Annotated in this window: 17 protein-coding genes; 6 read left to right on the top strand and 11 right to left on the bottom strand. The window is 42.3% G+C overall.

Annotation, left to right across the window (positions count from 1 at the left end):
* The first annotated feature begins 111 nt into the window (after positions 1-111).
* A complete protein-coding gene (gene aroG, locus L3V25_RS04610) occupies positions 112-1,167 on the top strand; it encodes a 3-deoxy-7-phosphoheptulonate synthase AroG (RefSeq protein WP_237294274.1) in 1,056 nt (351 codons plus the stop codon).
* Between the two features lie 72 nt (positions 1,168-1,239).
* On the opposite strand, the gene rlmF is transcribed toward aroG, so the two are convergent.
* The 7 genes from rlmF to rbsD form a co-directional block, all read right to left on the bottom strand.
* Positions 1,240-2,388 (bottom strand): 23S rRNA (adenine(1618)-N(6))-methyltransferase RlmF, encoded by a 1,149-nt coding sequence (gene rlmF, locus L3V25_RS04605; protein ID WP_237294273.1) that lies wholly within the window; start codon positions 2,386-2,388, stop codon positions 1,240-1,242.
* A gap of 114 nt (positions 2,389-2,502) precedes the next feature.
* The gene (locus tag L3V25_RS04600; RefSeq protein WP_237294272.1) at positions 2,503-3,513 is read right to left on the bottom strand and encodes a substrate-binding domain-containing protein; all 1,011 of its coding nucleotides are present in this window, start codon (positions 3,511-3,513) and stop codon (positions 2,503-2,505) included.
* Between the two features lie 42 nt (positions 3,514-3,555).
* Positions 3,556-4,488, bottom strand: a complete 933-nt coding sequence (gene rbsK / locus L3V25_RS04595) for a ribokinase (protein WP_237294271.1) — start codon at positions 4,486-4,488, stop codon at positions 3,556-3,558.
* 114 nt (positions 4,489-4,602) lie between these two features.
* Positions 4,603-5,487: a ribose ABC transporter substrate-binding protein RbsB gene (gene rbsB / locus L3V25_RS04590; protein ID WP_237294270.1), complete on the bottom strand. Its 885-nt coding sequence runs from the start codon at positions 5,485-5,487 to the stop codon at positions 4,603-4,605.
* 73 nt (positions 5,488-5,560) lie between these two features.
* The gene (gene rbsC / locus L3V25_RS04585; protein WP_027695841.1) at positions 5,561-6,550 is read right to left on the bottom strand and encodes a ribose ABC transporter permease; all 990 of its coding nucleotides are present in this window, start codon (positions 6,548-6,550) and stop codon (positions 5,561-5,563) included.
* The gene (gene rbsA / locus L3V25_RS04580; RefSeq protein ID WP_237294269.1) at positions 6,547-8,052 is read right to left on the bottom strand and encodes a ribose ABC transporter ATP-binding protein RbsA; all 1,506 of its coding nucleotides are present in this window, start codon (positions 8,050-8,052) and stop codon (positions 6,547-6,549) included. The genes rbsC and rbsA overlap by 4 nt, the downstream gene beginning before the upstream one ends.
* A 13-nt stretch (positions 8,053-8,065) precedes the next feature.
* Positions 8,066-8,485 carry a D-ribose pyranase gene (rbsD, locus tag L3V25_RS04575; protein WP_237294268.1) on the bottom strand — a complete coding sequence of 140 codons (420 nt, stop codon included), beginning with the start codon at positions 8,483-8,485 and terminating at the stop codon, positions 8,066-8,068.
* 249 nt (positions 8,486-8,734) lie between these two features.
* On the opposite strand from rbsD, the gene L3V25_RS04570 reads away from it, so the two are divergent.
* Positions 8,735-9,238 carry an NUDIX domain-containing protein gene (locus L3V25_RS04570; protein ID WP_237294267.1) on the top strand — a complete coding sequence of 168 codons (504 nt, stop codon included), beginning with the start codon at positions 8,735-8,737 and terminating at the stop codon, positions 9,236-9,238.
* 90 nt (positions 9,239-9,328) lie between these two features.
* Positions 9,329-10,510: a BamA/TamA family outer membrane protein gene (locus L3V25_RS04565; RefSeq protein WP_237294266.1), complete on the top strand. Its 1,182-nt coding sequence runs from the start codon at positions 9,329-9,331 to the stop codon at positions 10,508-10,510.
* Between the two features lie 43 nt (positions 10,511-10,553).
* Here L3V25_RS04565 and L3V25_RS04560 read toward each other — a convergent pair whose 3' ends face one another.
* The 4 genes from L3V25_RS04560 to tesA all read right to left on the bottom strand — a co-directional run bounded on the left by L3V25_RS04560 (position 10,554) and on the right by tesA (position 15,056).
* Positions 10,554-11,057 (bottom strand): M48 family metallopeptidase, encoded by a 504-nt coding sequence (locus tag L3V25_RS04560; protein ID WP_237294265.1) that lies wholly within the window; start codon positions 11,055-11,057, stop codon positions 10,554-10,556.
* 85 nt (positions 11,058-11,142) lie between these two features.
* A complete protein-coding gene (locus tag L3V25_RS04555; protein ID WP_237294264.1) occupies positions 11,143-12,792 on the bottom strand; it encodes an ABC-ATPase domain-containing protein in 1,650 nt (549 codons plus the stop codon).
* Between the two features lie 224 nt (positions 12,793-13,016).
* Positions 13,017-14,216, bottom strand: a complete 1,200-nt coding sequence (fabV, locus tag L3V25_RS04550; protein ID WP_237294263.1) for an enoyl-ACP reductase FabV — start codon at positions 14,214-14,216, stop codon at positions 13,017-13,019.
* 231 nt (positions 14,217-14,447) lie between these two features.
* Positions 14,448-15,056 carry a multifunctional acyl-CoA thioesterase I/protease I/lysophospholipase L1 gene (gene tesA, locus L3V25_RS04545; RefSeq protein ID WP_237294262.1) on the bottom strand — a complete coding sequence of 203 codons (609 nt, stop codon included), beginning with the start codon at positions 15,054-15,056 and terminating at the stop codon, positions 14,448-14,450.
* On the opposite strand from tesA, the gene L3V25_RS04540 reads away from it, so the two are divergent.
* The 3 genes from L3V25_RS04540 (at position 15,055) to L3V25_RS04530 (ending at position 20,225) form a co-directional block, all read left to right on the top strand.
* Positions 15,055-15,861: an ABC transporter ATP-binding protein gene (locus L3V25_RS04540; RefSeq protein ID WP_237294261.1), complete on the top strand. Its 807-nt coding sequence runs from the start codon at positions 15,055-15,057 to the stop codon at positions 15,859-15,861. The genes tesA and L3V25_RS04540 overlap by 2 nt on opposite strands.
* Positions 15,858-18,335 carry an ABC transporter permease gene (locus L3V25_RS04535; RefSeq protein ID WP_237294260.1) on the top strand — a complete coding sequence of 826 codons (2,478 nt, stop codon included), beginning with the start codon at positions 15,858-15,860 and terminating at the stop codon, positions 18,333-18,335. The genes L3V25_RS04540 and L3V25_RS04535 overlap by 4 nt, the downstream gene beginning before the upstream one ends.
* Positions 18,336-18,770: 435 nt before the next feature.
* Entirely contained in the window at positions 18,771-20,225 is a 1,455-nt protein-coding gene (locus tag L3V25_RS04530; RefSeq protein WP_237294259.1) for an FAD-dependent oxidoreductase, read from the top strand.
* The last annotated feature ends 51 nt before the right edge of the window (positions 20,226-20,276 follow it).

The following is a 20,276-nucleotide window of genomic DNA, read 5'->3' as shown; positions in this document are numbered from 1 at the left end:
GGGATAAGTTAACTAGAAGGAAAAGAAATTAACATATTTTAAGCATTAGAGAATTCGAACTGTTTATCGAATCAAAGCTTGAGATGCACATAAAACAAGGACAATGTCGTTATGCAAAAAGTAGATGATGTAAGAATCAAACAAGTTAAAGAACTTTTACCGCCAATCGCTGTTTTAGAAAAGTTTCCTGCCACTGAAACCTCTAGCGATACGACATTTGAGTCTCGCCAAAGTATCCATAATATTCTTGAAGATAAAGATGACCGCCTTCTAGTCGTTATTGGCCCATGTTCTATTCATGACACCGAAGCCGCTCTTGAATATGGCAAACGCTTAAAAGTATTACGTGATGAGCTAAAAGACGACCTTGAAGTGGTAATGCGAGTCTACTTTGAAAAGCCACGCACAACCGTAGGCTGGAAAGGGCTTATTAACGACCCGTACTTGAATGATAGTTATCAAATCAATGATGGCGTGCGTATGGGACGTAAACTGCTTCTTGATTTAACCGATAGCGGCATGCCAACGGCGAGTGAGTTTTTAGATATGATCACACCGCAATATGTGGGTGATTTGATTAGCTGGGGCGCAATTGGTGCTCGTACAACCGAGTCACAAGTTCACCGTGAGCTTGCATCTGGTCTATCTTGTCCAGTTGGTTTTAAAAATGGCACCGATGGCAACATTAAAATTGCAACAGATGCTTGTAGTTCTGCTGGAGCCTCTCACCATTTCTTGTCAGTCACTAAATACGGCCATTCTGCAATTGTAGAAACCGCAGGGAATCCAGATTGCCACATTATTTTACGTGGCGGTAAAGAGCCAAACTATAGTGCTGAACATGTTGCTGCGGTGAAATCAGAATTAGCAGGTAACGGTCTACGCCAAAAAGTGATGATTGATTTCAGCCACGCAAATAGCTCTAAGCAATTCCAACGCCAAATGGTGGTTGCAGAAGATGTTGCCACTCAAATTTCCGGTGGTGAAGATGCTATCTTTGGCGTAATGATTGAAAGCCACTTAAATGAAGGTCGTCAAGATCTGGTTGATGGCAAAGTTGAAAACTATGGTCAGAGTATTACCGATGCGTGTATCGGTTGGGATGATACAGAAACAGTATTGCGCCAACTTGCAAAAGCAGTAGCGGATCGTCGTAAAGCGAAGTAATCCGAATTAGAAATACGATTAAATAGAATGCCCAGCGAATGTGCCGGGCATTATTGTATGTGAAGTTATTACTTAACTAAAAAACGACTTCTGCTCTAAATTAGTTAAAAAGCTCCACGCCACAAAGCGACTGATCTTCTGGCCTTGTGCCATCTCAACAACGCGAATATTAGTTGCGCCTAATTTTTTCAACTGTTGCTGCAGTAACGGCACATTTTCTTTCTTGGAGACTAGGCTGGTAAACCAACATACTTGCTTGGCAAAATCTTTACTTTCGATGGCCATTTGTTTTAAGAAAGCAATTTCACCACCTTCATAACACAATTCACTTTCAGTCCCTGCAAAATTTAAAACCGGTTGGCTATTTTTTGATAGCGGATCAGCTTTGCCTTTATTGAGGTTATTCACTTTACGTAAGCTGCCTTCACGTGCTTTTTCCAATGACTCGTGAAATGGAGGATTACACATGGTTAAAATGAAATCGTCGGTTTTCTTGATAATCCCGTGGAAAATGCTGTTTGGCTTAGCTTGCTGACGAACTTTCACTTTGTTCGTCAATCTCTTATTCGCCTGAATTAACAACTGTGCGGTTTTGACTGAAATAGGATCAATATCGCTGGCAACAAAATTCCAGTCATAAAGGCTTGAGCCTAAAATAGGGTAGATGCAGTTTGCCCCTGTGCCGATATCAAGCACGGTATGTTTATGATTGGCTGAACCTGCATTCGGATCGCGCTCGTCATTTTCAACTACCAGTGTATCGGTTTTTTCTTTAGTTGCGGTTAATAAGTCAGCAAGATAATGAATATAATCGGCTCTTCCCGGAATTGGCGGGCATAAGTAACCCGGTGGGATTTGCCAAAACTCTAAACCATAATACGCTTTTAACAGCCCTTCATTGAGTGCTAACACCGCTTTAGGATCGCTAAAACTAATCGAACGTTCACCACGAGGGTTTAGGATCACAAATTCTGTTAATGCCGGATTAGCAGCTTCTAATTTATCAAAATCATAACGACCATTATGCAGGTTACGTGGATGCAATCCGGTAGGTTTTTTATGTACGGGTGATTTTGAACGGTGTGATGCTGTCTTACTAATATTAGCTTTGGGTTTATTCGTTCTAGGCTGATTGGATCTTGGTTTCTGAGAGCTGGACTTATTACTTCTGTTAGTCGTTTGAGAGTGACGATTATTTTTGTTATGAGGTCCAGTGGCCATGAGGGCTCCAAGAAATAGGTAGAATGAAAAACGGCGTGAATAATAACTCACTTCGGTATCATACCCAAGTAACTTCCCAGCTAATATGTTCGGATGCTGCTCAGCGTATATCTGCTATTTTACTTGGTATTTGATCACGGAGTGACGCTCTATCAAGGTTGGCTCTAATTGAATCACTTGTTGAGGTGCATTTGGGCTTTCAAGACGTGACAATAAGGTATCTACCGCGGTTTTTCCCAGCTGATGTTTTGGCTGGTGGATGGTGGTTAAAGACGGAGTGATGTACTTAGTTAGTTGGATATCATCATAGCCAACAATGGAAAGCTCGTGAGGGATCTTTATACCATCCTGGCTAGCCGCATTAATTAAACCCAATGCCATCATGTCATTACAGACGAATAAAGCACTTGGTAAAGCCCCATTGAGTTTCAGAGCTTGATAAGCATCATAGCCACCGTCACATTCAAAGTTGCCTTGAGCAATCCAGTTTTCATTTAAAGTGAGGTTGTTATCATGCAGCGCTTGTTTAAACCCATCAAAACGCAGTGATGCTTGACTACGATGTAGCGGACCGGTGACACAGCCTATGTTGGTATGGCCATGGTCGATTAAATATTGAGTGGCTAAGTAACCACCTTTGAAAGAGTTATCTTGAATTTTATCGCTAGCGTATTCCATTGGGCCCCAGTCCATAACGACCACTGGTAGTTCTGGATAGCGTTCAAAAATTTCAATTTCTTCGCCTTCAAGGGTAGAGCACATGAGCATTAAACCATCGACACGCTTTTGTAGCAGAGTGTCGATAGAGGCTTTCATGCGTTCGCTGTCACCTTCGGTATTACAAAGTATTAAGTTATAACCTTTTTCATAACAACGTCTTTCAACACCTTTAAGTACCTCCCCAAAGAAAGGGTTGGTTGAGGTGGTCACTAGCATGCCAACGGTTTTAGTGCACTTCATCTTTAAACTACGAGCTAATGCCGATGGCGCGTAGTTAAGCTCTTTTGCTGCTTGTTTTACGCGCTTTTCAATATCTTCACTAACAAATCGTGTTTTATTCAATACATGGCTAACGGTGGACGTTGAAACCTGAGCAAGTCGGGCGATGTCTTTCATTGTTGCCATGTGATGTTTCCCTATTGATTGAAAATAAATTTAAACACGAAATTAAAGTGATTGTGATACCAAAAAATTATCCGTTTCTTGTCGTGTCGGAATGGAGGTTTGTGCGCCAAACCGTGTAACCGAAAGGGCAGCCGCAGCGTGTGCGAAATAGATCGCTTGTACAGTGTCAACGCCTTCAAGTAATGCAGTAACAAAAGCGCCATTAAAGGTATCTCCAGCGGCGGTTGTATCCAGCGCTTTTACTTTAAAGCCTTGAATAATTTTACCTTTACCATTTTCACTTAGCCATACACCTTTAGCACCTAGGGTAATAATTACGGTTGAGATACCTTTTTCATGGAGATTATTCGCCGCTGCTTGTGCTGAATTATCATCGGTGACAGCAATCCCGGTTAAGACTTCAGCCTCAGTTTCATTCGGGGTAATAATATCAATTTTATTCAGGATAGAGTCCGGCAATGCTTTCGCTGGAGCTGGGTTTAAAACGACTTTTATATCAGCATTCGAACTCGATTTAGCCAATTTGATTGCCGATTCAATACCATCTAAAGGGGTTTCAAGTTGCAGCAGTAAATAATCACAGTGTTGGATGGGATCTTTAAAAATAGATACTCGTTCTTGGTCTAGAGCATTATTGGCTTCTGGTGAGAGGCAAATACTATTTTCGCCTTCATCAGAGACTTGGATCAATGCTACGCCAGTAGGAGTCGATGGAATGCTAGATACATAGTCAGTGTTGATACCATCTTGTGCAAAACTTTGAATGATATTTTGCCCAAAGGAATCACTTCCTACACAAGCTATAAATCCAATGTCTGCACCTAAACGTGCGGCAGCCACCGCTTGATTAGCTCCTTTTCCACCAGGAATAACTTGGTAATTACGTCCCATTAGAGTTTCACCTGGGCGAGGGAAAGAGGGGACTTGAAGTACATGATCGGCATTAACACTACCTAAAACGATCAGCTTGTTCATATATCATCCTTATGGCGATAACGTTTAAATACGAATTGATATGACCGAAATACGTCATATCAATGAGCATTTTCAGTGAAGAAAGTGAGGGCAGTTCAGCCCCCACATTAGTGATTATTTAGTAATAACTTTAAGTGGAACCGGAATGTTTTTTTCCACTGACTCACCTTTTAAAACTTTGTCTGCAGTGGCAACACCCAGTTCACCAATTAAGGCTGGTTGCTGAGCAATTGTTGCGCCTAACATGCCGCGGTTAACAGCTGCAATACCATCATCGGTACCATCAAAGCCAACAATTAAAATTTCTTTACCGGAGGCTTGTACTGCACGTAAAGCGCCAAGTGCCATTTCATCATTTTGTGCGAATACTGCTTGAACTTCACCATTAGCCGCGAGTAGGTTTTCCATTACATTCAAACCTTTGCTGCGGTCAAAATCAGCAGGTTGGCTGGCAAGAAGGTCGAGTTGTGAATTTTTCACAGCGTTCATGAAACCTTCACCACGTTCACGAGCGGCGGAAGTACCGGCAATGCCTTCAAGTTGAATAACTTTGGCTTTTTCACCGACCTTTTCAATAATGAATTTACCCGCCATTTCACCACCAGCAACATTATCAGAAGCAATATGGCTGACAACGTCACCACGGCTTGCGCCACGATCGAGTGTTAATACTGGGATATTTGCGCGGTTAGCAATTCGAATCGCGTTAGAAACCGCGTCGGAATCGGTTGGGTTAATAAGAATCGCTTTTACACCTCGAACCGAAAGATCTTCGACATTAGAAAGCTCTTTACTTGGGTCATTTTGCGAATCTAAAACAATCAGATCGTAACCGAGTTCTTTTGCTTTGGCTTCGGCTCCATCTTTCATACTCACGAAGAATGGGTTGTTTAGTGTTGATACCACAATAGCCATTGTATCTTGAGCTTGCGCTGCAACCGACATCGTACTGGTTAACATGGCAGCGGAAAGCAAAGTAGTCAGTTTTTTAAGTTTCATGTTGTTATTCCTTTATCGTAGGGGAGCTTATTGTTAGCTCTTAGTGTCGGTAATGACGTTTATTATCAATCAATTACTTATTTTTATTATCAACTAGTACGGCCAATAAAATCACGACTGCTTTGGCAATCATTTGGTAATAAGAAGATACATCAAGCAGGTTTAACGCGTTGTTTAAGAAACCGATAATCAATGCGCCAATTAAGGTGCCCATAATGCGGCCACGGCCACCCATTAAACTGGTACCACCTACGACAACGGCAGCAATCGCATCGAGCTCATACCCCATGCCAGCGGTTGGTTGGGCGGAAGATAAGCGTGATGTGACGATCAAACCCGCAAGAGCTGAAAGTAGGCCACAAATCGCGTAGACACCAATTTTTACTCGGTCGACATTAATGCCAGATAAGCGAGTTGCCGATTCGTTACCACCTAATGCGTAAACGTATCGACCAAAGCGAGTGTGGTTTAAAACATACCAAGCGGCAGCAAAAACAAAGACCATGATCCACACAGGAACAGGAATGCCTAGTGTGTAACCAGTACCAAACCAAGCAAAGTTATCTGCGACATCCGTAAAGCCAGTTGAAATTGGGCGACCATCGGTATAAACCATTGTGACACCGCGTAAAAGCGTCATCGTGACTAAGGTTGCAATAAAGGCTTGAACTTTACCCTTGGCGATAATGACACCACTGATACCACCTAAAATAGCACCCGCTAATAGGGCAGTTGGAACAGCAATTAATACGGGTACTTCCATGGCAATTAAACTGGCGGCGAAAGCGCCACATAAAGCCAGAACAGAACCGACACTTAAATCGATACCAGCCGTTAAAATAACCAAAGTCATACCCACTGCAATAATGGCGCTAACGGAGGTTTGGCGCAGAATATTGAGTATGTTGTCGACGGTGAAAAAGTTAGGGTTTAAAAAGGAAACCACCACGATTAAAAAGATCAAGGCAATGAGCGATTTTTGCTCAATTAACCATTCCTTGCTCAATAAAGGCTTTTTTGGTTGTTCTGGTGTATTGGGTTTATTGATAGTGTTGCTGCTCATGCGACGTCCTTACTGATGTTTTTACCGACTGCACAAGCCAGTAGTAATTCTTGGTTAGCTTGTTTGGCGTCAAATTCGCCACTGATTTTGCCTTCATGCATAACTAAAATCCGGTCACTCATGCCAAGCACTTCCGGCATTTCTGAAGAAACAAGAATGATGCTCATCCCTTCGGCTTTAAATTTATTAATTAACTGGTAGATCTCTTTTTTGGCGCCAACGTCAACGCCACGAGTAGGCTCGTCCAAAATCAAAACATTAGGTCGAGTCATCAAACCTTTCGCAATCGCCACTTTTTGTTGGTTTCCGCCGGATAGATTTCCGATAATTTGTTCGCGGCTTGGCGTTTTTATATTAAATAGATCAATAAAGTCATCCACTGCCATGACTTCACTTTTATGCTGAATTTGAGCGCCAGAACTAAAGTGTTGTAGGGCAGAAAGCGTCATGTTGTCTTTGACAGAAAGCCCTAGTACTAAACCATCACCTTTACGATCCTCTGAGATATAAGCGATACCACAAGCCAGCCCTTCTTGAGGTGAGGTTGGATGAATTTTGTTGCCCTCTAATAAGATGTCTCCAGACTGGTAAGGTAGGGCACCATAGAGCATTTTCATGAGCTCTGTCCGACCTGCGCCCATTAAGCCAGAAACCCCCAAGATTTCACCGCGCTTGAGATCGAAACTAATGTTTTCAATACCTTTGCCTGTTAATCCTTTGACGGAGAGACGAGTTTCATCAGATTGCACAGCAATACGTGGGTATTGTTCTTCAAGTTTTCGGCCTACCATCATTTCAATCAGTGAATCCTCATCGGTATCTTTTACTTCGCATTGCCCAATGAATTTTCCGTCTCGTAATACGGTAATATCGTCACAAATTTCAAAAATCTCTTTTAAACGGTGAGAGATATAAACGATCCCACAGCCTTGAGAGCGCAGCTCATTAATCACTTTAAATAGAAATTCTGTTTCCTTATCTGTTAATGCATCGGTTGGCTCATCCATGATGATCACTTTTGATTCGAACGATAAGGCTTTGGCGATTTCAACCATTTGTTGCTCGCCTAAGCTTAGATCGCCCAGTAAGGTTTTTGGGCTACGTTTTACGTTTAATCGTGCAAGTAGCTCAGCCGCTTTTTCGTGCATTTGGTTCCATAAGATGCGGCCAAACGCATTGGTCATCTCACGGCCAAGGAAAATGTTTTCAGCAATGCTGATCTCAGGTATGAGATTAAGCTCTTGGTGAATAATGCTAATTCCAGCTTGCTGTGAATCTCTTGGCCCTTTGAATGCAACGGGGTGACCTTGATAATGAATACTGCCGTTATCTAACGAGTAGATACCTGTTAACACTTTCATCAGTGTCGATTTACCGGCTCCATTTTCGCCCATCAAAGCCATTACGCGGCCGGGATAAACATTAAGGCTCGCTTTATCTAACGCTTTTACGCCCGGGAACGCTTTTTCTATTTGTTTGAGCTCTAAAATAGCTTTTGTCATATTCATAACTCGCTTAAAAAGTGACACCAGATAGAAAGATTACATTCGCATAAGGTGTACATTCACCCGTACGAATGATGGCTTTACTTTGATGAGTCCTCGATTTAAAAGCTTCATGGCTGATGTAAGTAATGCTGATTTCTTTACCTGTTATTTGCTGTTCTTCTTCAATTCGTTGAAGTAGGGCGTTGTGGTGCTCTGGGCTGAATTGTTTAAATTCTTCTGCCAAAATGACACCTTCAATTTGTGATTCTTTTAAAAACACATCAACAGTTTGAGCAAATGTCGGGATGCCAAGTGTCAGTGCTAAATCAATACGACGAGTTGTGTTCGGAATAGGTAACCCAGCATCGCAGATGGTAATTTCATCGGTATGCCCTAATGTGGCTGCCAGATGTGAAAGTTCAGAATTGAGAAGGGCACTTTTTTTCATATTGATACACCTAGTTTGATTTATAATTCGGCATCAGCGAAACGTTTCGATAAAGAATAGTGATTGTTTTAGATAATGCATTCTATAGGTCAATATTTTGTGAAATAGATCATCGAAACGTTTCGATGGTTTTGTGCGGAATTGATCACTGTCACAGTTAGCTTTGGTGACGACTATAAAAATATACCTTCTAATGAGTATTCGATATCTTCATTACAGCTTATGAAATTTAGGACGAGAGGCACCAAGATGAAGAAGAGTAGTCACCCGCCAAAACACCGCATTCGCGCTGCTGGCATCATTGTTCAAGATGAGCATGTTCTATTGATTAAAGTGAAAGACTTTACTGGTGAATATTGGATCCCGCCAGGTGGTGGTTTAGAAGCTTGTGATTTGCACACCAAAGATTGTGTTAAACGGGAATGCTTGGAAGAGGTAGGGCTTGAAGTTCAGGTAGGTGAATTGTTGTGTGTGCGAGAGTTTTTAGAAACCACGGCAAATCGTTATAACGCGGAATTTTTTTATCATATAGAACAATTTGAAGGACAACCACACACTGACAATCTAGCCGGTTTAAATGATGAAGAATTTATTCAATCGGTGGAGTGGGTGCCGGTGACTAGTTTGGCAGGTATACGTACATTTCCTACCGATTTAGCGGCAGTGATCGAGTTAGTATCACACAAAGTAGGCAGTATTCACCTAGGTAGTTATATTCAAGGTAAAAATGAGACTCACAATCAATTGAAATGATCGCAACAAGCTAACTATTTGCGTATATAATCAACGGAAGATTGTGTGTGTAAATAGGTATTAAATTTATGGAACAACAAAGGAAATATGATGCCTCGTTCTAAGTCACTGCTAGCGATATGTTTACTTTTTTCATCCTCTTTTATCATATCTCCAGCAGTAAGTGCCGCCTCTTTCACTGATCCATTAGATGGTCAGTTTGATATGAGCGAGGCAATAGCAGAAAACCCTTATGCATTTCTACCAATTCCTATTGTGCTTACCGAGCCGGCTATTGGCTACGGTGGTGGCTTTATGGGCATGTTTTTACATGAATCGAAAGAAGCACGTGCTAAAAGAAAAAAACTCGCTCTAGAGTCGGCAGATGGTGGTGTGAACCTTATTCCACCTAACTTTACCATTCTAGGTGGGGCGGCGACTGAAAATGGCACATGGTTTTTGGGCGGGGGTCATCGACATACTTGGCTAAATGACCGCATTCGTTATTTGGGAGCGGGCGGCTATATCAATGTCAACATGGATATTTATCATCATTTTGATCAAATCCCCTTAGATAAAGATCTTTCTTTTGAAAGCCAGACAGAAGGCTTTGGTGGTCTGCAAAAATTGCAGTTTAAAGTTGCGGATACCAATCTATACCTAGGGGTATCTCAGCTTTGGTTTCATACCAAAATAGGGGCGAAAGAAGACGTTGCAAATGATATTTTACAACGTGTATTAGGTGATGAAAGTACCTCTTCCGCACTTGGTTTGATCGCGCAATATGACTCTCGAAATAACCTGTTTTATCCTACTAGTGGCGGTTCTGCTAAAGCTGAGTATTTATGGTATCGCGATGGTTTAGGCAGTGATTATGAGTACGATACTTTAACCTTAGATGGAAAGTATTTTATTCCTCTTTCTAAAACTTGGACGCTCGGGGTTGCGGGTAATTATCAGTCTTTAACCAATGCAGACAGAAACCTGCCACCATTGGCTCGCCCGTATATTAACTTGCGCGGTATCTCTCGTTATCGTTATCAAGGTGATTATGTTCTGACCGCACAAACTCAGCTTATGTGGCAAGTTACTCCGCGTTGGTCGTTGCAAGGTTTTGTTGGAGCGGGTTCAGTAGCAGAAGAGGCTTATGATTTATACGATGACACTGAAGTGGCTTATGGCGCAGGTTTTCGTTATTTAATTGCTCGTCGCTTTGGTTTGAATATCGGGATGGATTTTGCGTTTAGCGACGATGATAACGCATTCTATTTTAATGTTGGTTCTGGGTTTTAGCGGTGAATTTTATTCCGCTGCTATTGGCTGACAAGCTCTTTTATTAGCTAACCAGCTCTTTATAAGTCAAAAACAATCTCGCATCGAATTCTAGCTGGTGGTAATCCGGTTCCATATGACAGCAAAGGGCATAGAAAGCTTTGTTGTGCTCTTTTTCTTTGATGTGTGCCAATTCATGAACCACTAACATTCTAAGCAACGGCTCTGGTGCGTCTTTGAAAATAGAGGCAATCCGAATTTCATTTTTTGCTTTTAATTTCCCACCATGATTACGAGACACAAAGGTGTGTAAACCTAGAGCATGGTTGACGACATGGATTTTGGGATCGTAAATCACTTTGGAAAGGGGCGATGATTTTTTCAAATAACGATTTTTTATCGCCATAGTGTAGTCGTATAACGCTTTCTCGGTTTTCAGGTTGTGCATTTGTGGGTATTTGTTTTCAACCCATTTGGCGAGCTTACCTTGCTCAATCAGTGTTTTTACCTGAGATAACACCGCATCAGGGTAGCCTTGCAAATACTTGAGATTGGTTACAGACGTCATATTGAATTACTTTGAATGTGATGGGCGATATAGTGAATGATATTAGGCTACCTAGAAAGAAAGGTTTCTAGATAGCCCAATGAGATTAAGCTTTAAATTGCGCTTTACGTAAACGGTTTAAAACAGCCATTACATCTAAGGTTCTTGGTTTGGCTAGGTCACCATTTTTCGGCATCGTTTGATACCAATCTTGGTTTAGGGCGTTATTAAAGATCTTTGATGGATCTTTGCTCCAACCCGGCTGTTGAGACAGTTGGAACCATAACCAGCCAATCGCGTTCAGCTCACTTGTCGATTCAATTTGCTCAAGTGCAGAAACATCAATGTGCTCTTTACCAAAACGTAAGGTATGAGTGCCTTTCCCTTGAATTCGAAACTTTCCTTCCGCTAAGATTTTGGTCAAGCAAGTATTATTAAAGGCACGAGCAGGGTGCTGAACAAGTTCACTTTCTGATTCGAGTTGTCGCTGGCTAGGGTGCTGTTTAACCACTTCTTTTGCCTTAACCGTTACATCCAATGCTTGGTAGTCGTGCATTTGAATCACGGTATCGGCCACATCAAAGTAATCGCCTGAGCCGCCCATTACGATAATTGAAGAAACGCCTTGCTCATCACGCAATTGACCAATTCGATCGACTAATGGAGTGATCGGTTCATCGCCCTTACTGACCAATGCTTGCATGCGCTCATCACGGATCATGAAGTTAGTCGCGGAGGTATCTTCATCAATTAACAGCGTAGTGGCACCCGCTTCAAGAGATTCTTGTAACCAAGCCGCTTGAGAAGTAGAGCCAGAAGCATCTTGAGTGGAGAAATCAGTCGTGTCTTTACCCATCGGCAAATGGTTGATGTAGTTAGATAAATTCAAATGGTGAACACTACGGCCATCTTCTGCGCGAATCTTCATCGCTTGTGGATCCGTGACAATGTATTCACGACCATCTGTTGGAATATGATCGTAGATAGAACGTTCAATCGCTGTCAGTAGGGTTGATTTACCGTGGAAACCGCCACCGACAATTAACGTGATGCCTTTTGGAATACCTAAACCGCGAATTTTGCCTTTATGAGGAGTATTTAGTTCAATGGCTAGAGATTCAGGCGCCGCAAAGGTCACCGCTTCTTTCATTGGTAGATCGCAATCTCCAGATACGCGAGGAAGCACGCTGCCATCAGCAACAAAAGCCACTAGATTGTTTTCTGCTAGTTGCTTGCGTAGGGCAACTTGATCTTCGACTACTTCACAATGGCGCTTCAACGCATCCATATCTATTTCACGCGCAATCGTCGCGCGACGGATAAATTTAGGCAGGTGGAAAGTTAAAATGTTAATCGCTTTCTTACCGAGGATTTGACGACCATCGGCAGGTAGATTGACGCGAAAACGTAGCTCAATACCTTCTTGGTCAAACACAACGGCAGTGTGATCAAGTACGCTTTGGCCATTAAAGGCGATGTCTACAGAGGCTTCAGGCTGCGCAAGCTGTGAAAAGTAGCGAGCAATATAGTCACGTGCGGCGCGTTGGTAGTCTTCAGATTGTTCCAATAACCACTGTAAATCCGTTAGAGACCACGCTCGGCGAGCACGTAAGCGAGAGGCGGTAGCATGTGGGTCACCTTGAACGGTATCGATAAAAAGATCGAAATCAGTGAAATCATACTGACCTTTGATTTGTTGGTAAGCACGGTAGTTTTGCTTTTCGATATTTTTTAGTTTGAAGATCAAGGTATCCATAGGGTTCCGGTATCGCTTTAATAAAGTAAATCTGAGGCGGGATTATATACTAAATGAGGAATAGATGGAGGTTCGGGGCTATCTATATATAAAAAAAGCCTCCTTTGCACCATGACGAAGTATGTAGTGCGGCAAAGGAGGCGTTGAGCCATTACTCCCCTTACAGAGTTTAGCGGCTCAGAAATAACTTTAAACTTAAATTACTTGGGTCTATTGCATACAAATTAAGGCTGTAATGCAGTTAATGCTTCTAGGTCGATATCTTGTTGATAATCAACATCTTTAATATCAAAACCATTGAGCTGCATAAATTCTTGTTTGTAACCTTGATAATCACCAATCTCTTTAAAGTTAGTGGCGTTCATTTGAGTCATTAACTCAGCGACACGTTGTTGAATGCTTGGTTTCATTTCCCAATCATCCATACGGATCAAACGCTCCGCATCGACAGGTATCAGTTCTTGGTTATAAAGCTTATCGCTAAACAGACGTTGCATTTGCTCAATACAAGTTTCGTGGCTACCGTCTTCTTTCATCGCTTTGTATAGTGCAATGATATAAGGCGTGAAAGTTGGAATAAACACGCTTGCTTTAGTGACGAGTGCTTTACATACCGTGGCATGAGCAGAACCGTTGAAGTTCGCGAGTTTCAGGTTTAACGAGTGGCTTGCTTGATGCAAATCTACCTTAGCCCAACCTAGTGTACCGTCACGGTAGATAGGGTAGTTAGCCTCTGAACCAATGTATGAAAAGGCGATAGTTTTACAGCCATCAGCAATCGATTCTGCATTGATAAGGGTATCGACCCACGATTCCCAGTCAGAGCCACCCATTACTTTAATGGTCGATTCGATTTCTTGCTCAGTAGCCGGTTCAATGGTGGTTTCAGTCCACTCATCATTTTCAAGTAGTACCGTTGCGCCAGTGACGCTGTCACCAATTGGTTTAATGCTTGATACCCAATTTTCACCGGTCGCTGGATTTGGACGAATGCCAGTCGCTAAGCTGTAAATAATTAGGTCAACTTCGCCTTCAAAGTAAGTCTCTATTGCTTCAATAACTTGTTCACGAGTTTCTTTTGCAAATGCATCACCAACAATATTAACGGCAATACGGCCCGCTTTTTCGGCTTCTTGTTTAAAGAACACATTGTTATACCAACCGGCTGTGCCAAGGCCTTTTTCAGAAGGGCCACGCTCAAATGAAACGCCGATGGTGTCAGCATCACTACCGCCAAAAGCGAGAGCGATACGAGCCGCTAAACCAAAACCTGATGATGCGCCTAAGATGAGAACACGTTTAGGGCCTGCTTTAATTTGTGTTGCAGCTTTAGCGAATTTAATTTGTTGTTGGATGGATGCTTCACACCCGTAAGGATGGGCACTGCGGGCAACCACGCCCTTGATGATAGGTTCAATGACCATACGTTATCCTATGTAATCTTATTTTATGATGGATTGATTAATACTAGGATAAGGTCATCAAGAAAGTGAAATATTGAGCTGAAAGGGTATAAAGGTGAATTTTTAAGGTTAAATAAGAAAAAATTGTTTCAGATCATGAATGATTGTCGATAAAAGCAGCAAAGCCAGCTTGGATTAAAGCTGGCTTTTTAGTGATCGGTTTATGAGTAAAAAGAGTAATGGATTAATGATTTATAGAATAGGTTGTAGCTGAGACGCCATAAACTGGGCGATCCAAGGTTGAGCATCAGCTTTGGGATGCAGCCCATCTTTCATCATCCATTCCGGTTTGATGATGACATTTTCTAGAAAAAACGGCAGTAACGGAATGTCTTGCTGCTTGGCTACCTCAGGGTATAAATTAGCAAAAGCTTGAGTGTAACGTTTACCGTAATTCGGCGGCACCATAATTTGCATAAGTGCTACTTGGCTTCCGGCTTGTTTACTTTGCTCTATCAATTGGTTCAAATTTCTTTGAATGGTCGCTGGTGGAAAGCCTCGTAGACCATCGTTGGCACCGAGCTCAATCAATACCCAATCTGGTTGGTGTTGTTTTAATAATGAAGGAAGGCGTTGCAGGCCATTTCCAGTAGTATCTCCTGAAATACTGCCGTTTATTACTTCTGCTTCAATGCCTTTTTGTTGTAATTCTTTAGGTAGTAGTGATGGCCAACTTTGTTCAATCGGCATTTGATATCCAGCACTTAAACTATCGCCTAAGATTAAAATAGTGGTTTTTACCGCAGCTTGTGTGACGGAAGAAAAGCACAGCACTAATAGTAAGGATAACAATCTCATCATGTCTCAATCACCTATAAAAAATGCACCTTTAAAAGATCCATCTATAACAAAAGCAGCAGAGAGCGACGGCGTAGACTTGAATGCAGATCAAACTTCGTCTACGACTACATCACCTAAATTTGACGATTCGAACAAGATAGTCATCCAAGCCCAATCTTTGTCTAAATCAGTCTCTACCGAGAAAGAACATTTAACCATATTAAAACAGGTTAACCTAGCCATTCGTGCTGGGGAAAGTGTTGCGATTGTCGGAACCTCGGGAGCAGGTAAATCTACTTTGATGACCTTATTAGCAGGGCTAGATGTGCCAACTCAAGGTGAGGTGAGCTTGCTTGGCAAACCTTTATCGACACTTGATGATGAGCAACGTGCCGCGCTGCGTAGTGATTCCATTGGTTTTGTATTTCAAAGTTTCCTACTTATTCCAACCTTAACCGCACTAGAAAACGTTACCTTACCTTGCTTGTTAAAAGGCGAGAAAGAGGACATTGAACGAGCAACCCAGTTATTAACAGAAGTCGGATTAAAAGATCGATTAACTCATACCCCAAGTCAGCTTTCCGGTGGTGAGCAACAACGTGTGGCTTTGGCTCGCGCTTTTATGATCAAGCCAAGTATTTTATTTGCTGATGAACCGACTGGAAACTTAGATCAAGTGACGGCTGCGAAAATTATCGAGCAACTTTTTGAGCTCAACAAAGCGCATAAAACGACGTTGGTTTTAGTAACTCACGATAATGATTTAGCCAAACGTTGTGATAGAACTTTTTACATGCAAGCCGGTGAGTTGGAGGAAAGGGAATGAATCAAACGTCCAAATCATTGCCTAACCGAGAATTGCTAAGGTGGAGTTGGCGTGAAATCAAGCAAGGTCAGCTTTGGCCAATTGCGATTGCGCTGACCTTAATTATTGCTTGTGTGTTTGGTTTAGCCGCATTGGCTGACCGCATGGATCAGGTGATTGAAACTCAAGGCAAGAACGCGCTTACGGCTGATACGGTATTTCGCTCATCAAATCCTTTACCAGAAAGATTATTAGCGCAAACTGCTCAGCAGCAAGTTGAAACGGCGACGCTGACACGTTTCGCCACCATGGCATTTAGCGATAACAGCATGCAATTGGTGACAGTCAAAGCGGTGAATAGCCAATATCCTTTACGCGGTGAAATGGTGCTATCAAACAATTCTACCCAAAGCCAATCACCACAAAGCCATTCTACACAAAGCTCACATGTTCAAGCCAATCAATTGTGGCTTGAGCCTAGAGTCATGCAGCAGCTACAAGTTAAAGTGGGTGACAGTGTCACTATAGGCGATGCGGATTTTGAAGTGACAGGCGAAGTTTTGCAAGAACCGGGGCTTGCCTTTAATCCATTTCAGCAAATGCCGAGCGTGTACATTCACCAATCAGATGTAGCAAAAACCGGTGCCGTTCAACTAGGCAGTCGAGTAAGTTTTCGTCTGTTTATTAACGGTGATGCTCAGCAAATCTCTCAAATTAAACAATCGATAGAGTTAACCCCAAGCGATCGCTGGGTAGATGAAGATTCACAAAGCCGTACTTCAGAAGTATTTAATAAAACCAAACAGTATTTATCGTTAACGGTCGCGATTGTGGTCGTAATGGCAGCGATAACACTAGTATTAACTTGTCAGCATTACGTATCGAGCCGACGTCAAACTATCGCCATGCTAAAAAGCCTAGGGGCACAACGTCCTTGGTTGATTCGTTGGTTAAGCCTGCAAATTGGTAGCTTGTTTGCCATTGGCATCGTACTAGGTTCACTGATTGGCGTATTACTTGAAATGGTATTGCGTATTCCATTAACCGACGTTCTGCCGGATCCTTTACCTAGTTATGGTTTGATGCCGTTTTTGTTATCAGTTGGAACGTGTTTAGCGATTGGCATTCCCGCGTTAGGCATTCCTTTGATTGGATTGCTTAATACTTCTGCTGCATCAGTCATGCAACCTAGCCAAGGTAATATTCCTCAGAAAGCATGGTTGTTGATCTTATTGCCATTTGGTTTGTTGATGTCGGTTTACGGCGGCAACATGCTGGTTTGGATAGTGTTAGCCAGTATTCTAGTGCTATTTGTGATCCTTGGTGTAATCAGCCTATTTATGGTTAAAGGTCTACAGCGTCTACCTGCATCACCAGCATTGAAATTAGCCTTAAGCCGCATTAATCGTTCTTCGGTTGCTAGTGGCATTCAATTTGGCGCGTTGGCTTTGTCATTAATGCTGATTGCGATTATTTGGTTAGTACGTAGCGATTTATTAAGTGATTGGCAGCAAACACTACCTCAAGATGCGCCGAATGTGTTTGCGCTCAATATTGCCTCTTATGAGAAAGATCAATACCTACAAGAAATTGATGATCAGGAGTTAAACCGTTCAGAAGCTTACCCAATCATTCGTGGCCGTTTAAGTGAAATAAATGGTGTCGAAGCGAAAGAATATGCTGAAGGCGAAGACAAGAGTGACTCGCTACGTCGTGAATTGAACTTCACATGGGCGGAAACCCTGCCAGAGCGTAACGACTTATTAGAAGGTGAATGGGGCGAGTCTGGTACGGTTTCTGTTGAATCTGATGTGGCTAATGATCTTGGCTTAAAAATTGGTGATTCCTTAACTTTTGTGATCAGTAGTCAAACCGTTACCGCTAAAGTGAATACTATTCGTAAAGTTCATTGGCGTGAAATGAAGCCAAACTTCTACTTCATTTTCTCTCCAGATGTGCTTAAAGATATTCCAGGTACTTGGCTTGTAAGTTTTAAAGCGCCAGAAGGCAACAAAGCTCAAACCGATGCTTTCTTAAATAAAATGGCACGAGACTTCCCAACCGTGAGTTTAATGGACATTCGAACCATGGCTGGAAAAATTCAAGTTCTGCTGACGCAAATCGTATGGTCGATAACTGTATTGGCCGGATTAGCTGTGATTGCCGGTTTACTGTTGATATTCACATTACTGCGTTTGAGCCTGTCACAGCGACAAGATGAAATTCGTTTATACCGAACGCTAGGAGCGAGTAAAAAACGCATTAGCAGAACCGTATGGTATGAATACGGCATCATGGCTTTGATTGCAGGCTTGGTGGCCAGTTTCGGCGCAGAGTCTAGCGTCGCGAGCTTGATGAAATGGGGCTTTGAGCTAGATCCTACTTGGCATTTTGTTTTGTGGATAACGCTTCCATTGCTCGCATTTTTAACTTTGGCACTGGTGTTACAAACACTGATTAAGCAATTACTTATACCTGTTAATAAAGCGAGCTAATAAACGTACTATGAATAAAAAATGCAGTTATCCACAAAAACGGTGGATAAATATTGGGATAACTCCATTGTGAAAAATAACCAATCTGCTTGTAAGCCACGACTGGGTTTGCTTAGCGGATTTTGGTTATTCACAACATCGATTTTTGGCAAAAGTGAATAGAATCGGTCAAGCAATTTTTTATATTTTTTTGCGAAGAAAATTAGCAGAGTTAGAACCAAACTGGTGTAGGAAAAATCGCCCAGCAATTTGCTTGTATGATAAGGATATTTCCTATTTTTTAACCAGTTGGTAGCACCTGTTTAAAATTTAATTCGAAATATCCGACTAAAGTGGTAGGGTATTACTAGATAAAAACTCAACTCAAATATATTCAGTTCTTTCGCCGAGTTCATTTGGCATAAAGACGTTTGTTGTAGGAATAATTGATTAGCTATGGCTTCTCCACATATTGGTATTATTGGTGGTGGTATTGCAGGGGCAACGGCCGCGCTGCACTTTGCTGACCTTGGACTTCAAGTGTCTATTTTTGAACAAGGACCAAGCCTTGTCGATGGTCCACCTATTTGTCATTTGCATGCTGGTGGTAACTTGTATCGTGAGATCTCTCAGCAGCAATGTGTGCAACTTCTCAAAGAGTCGATTGAAACGGTTAAGCTGTATAAACATACGATGAATGTTCGTCCGACCGTTATCGCGGTTCCTACCCAAGATAAAGGCCAACCAGAAGAACTACTTCCTCGTTTGCAAGTGATCAAGCAGGCTTATCAATCACTGGTTGAACAAGACAGCAGTAACCAAGTACTGGGCGATCCGCAGCACTACTATAAATTGTATTCACAGCAAGAATTACAAGCGCTAGCGCAGTGTGAGGTGCCAGAAGTCGATTCTGTTACCGAACAAAGCCTAGATGAGTGGATGATCCCATTTGCGAAAAGCGTTGATCTCAATACCTTAAAGTTTCCTGTGGTTTTAGTGCAAGAATATGGGCTTAGCGTGTTCCGTTTATCAGCCACCGTGAACCTTGCATTAAGCCAACTGCCAAACTGCCAAATCTACACTAACACTCAAGTGACTGGCGTTGAGTCGCAAGGCAAACAATGGAATATCAATTACAAATCCAATAATAAGAGCTCAACGGAGTCTCCTGAGCCTATAACGGTAGATTACTTGATCAATGCGTCTGGCTATCAAACTGGCGTGGTGGATGATTGGGTTAAAGCGCCACGTTCACGTTTAGTGGAATTTAAAGCGGCTTATGTGACTCATTGGCCAGAAGGTAGTGCGCTATGGCCAGAAGTGATCTTTCATGGTGAACGAGGCACGCCGCAGGGCATGGCACAGTTAACGCCGTATCCAGATGGTTATTTCCAATTGCACGGTATGACGGAAGACATCACCTTGTTTGAAGACGGGGTAGCACATTCTACCGATGAAAGCTCGCAGCCTAAATTGCCCGAATATCTTGTTAATAAGATCATTCATGGTTGGAGCGAAGAGCAGCAAACCATTCGTACCAATAAAGCAATCAAACACATGGCGCAATTTATCCCTAGTTTCGCCAGTGCCACTTTAGGCGGTAAACCGTTATTTGGCGCACAACAAATTCCCGGAACCGACATTACGTTACGCGCGGCCAGTGTTTCTTTTGCTGGTGATAATTACGCTCGCATGGAAATCGTTAAGGCTTCGTCAGCATTAGAGGCCGCACAGCAAATCGAGCAGCAAATGCGTGAATGTGGGTTTTATGATGAACTTCATCTCACTAAACAAAACATTTCCTCACAACTCACCATTGAACAAGTTATAGATAAAGCCTGCACATTAGCTGAACAAAGAAGCTACCCGACGGCGCTGGCTAAAGTTGGTGGGGTTAAATCGCGTAACTAGATGATACTTTGGTTAGGCAGTCTCTTGCCTCTCTGTAGATGTTTCGTGTTA

The organism is Vibrio sp. CK2-1, from assembly GCF_021726515.1.
Taxonomy (GTDB): domain Bacteria; phylum Pseudomonadota; class Gammaproteobacteria; order Enterobacterales; family Vibrionaceae; genus Vibrio.
Note: the sequence above shows the minus strand (reverse complement) of the source record. Positions and strands in the feature narration are given on the sequence as shown.